The 433-nt window shown below is 66.1% G+C and carries 1 protein-coding gene; it reads left to right on the forward strand.

The genetic code is table 11. The features are described 5' to 3' along the window. The coding region (locus GV790_RS29015) for an MraY family glycosyltransferase (RefSeq protein WP_163818003.1) at positions 1–433 on the forward strand (433 nt) is incomplete at both ends.

Here is a 433-nt window from a genome sequence, read left to right on the forward strand (position 1 = left end):
CGTCGCGGTCGGCATCGTCGACGACCGCTGGGGCCTGGACGCGCTGACCAAATTCTCCGGTCAGGTCACCGCCGCCGGGGTCATGGCGGTCATGGGGCTGAGCTGGTACGTCATCTACAACCCGTTCAACAACGAGACCGTTGTGCTGGATGGCCTGCAGAGTGCCCTGGTGACGGTCGCGGTCGCGGTGACGCTGATCAACGCGATGAACTTCGTCGACGGTTTGGACGGCCTCGCCGCCGGCCTCGGCCTGATTTCCTCCATCGCGGTGTTCGCCTTCTCGGTCGGGCTGCTCACCGAACAGGGCGGTTCGGTCGACACCTATCCGCCCGCGATGCTCGCTGCCGCGCTGGCAGGCGCGTGCCTGGGATTCCTGCCGCACAATTTCTCGCCCGCGCGGATCTTCATGGGCGATTCGGGCTCGATGCTGATC

Source organism: Nocardia cyriacigeorgica, from assembly GCF_010858045.1.
In the GTDB taxonomy this organism is placed as follows: domain Bacteria; phylum Actinomycetota; class Actinomycetes; order Mycobacteriales; family Mycobacteriaceae; genus Nocardia; species Nocardia cyriacigeorgica_E.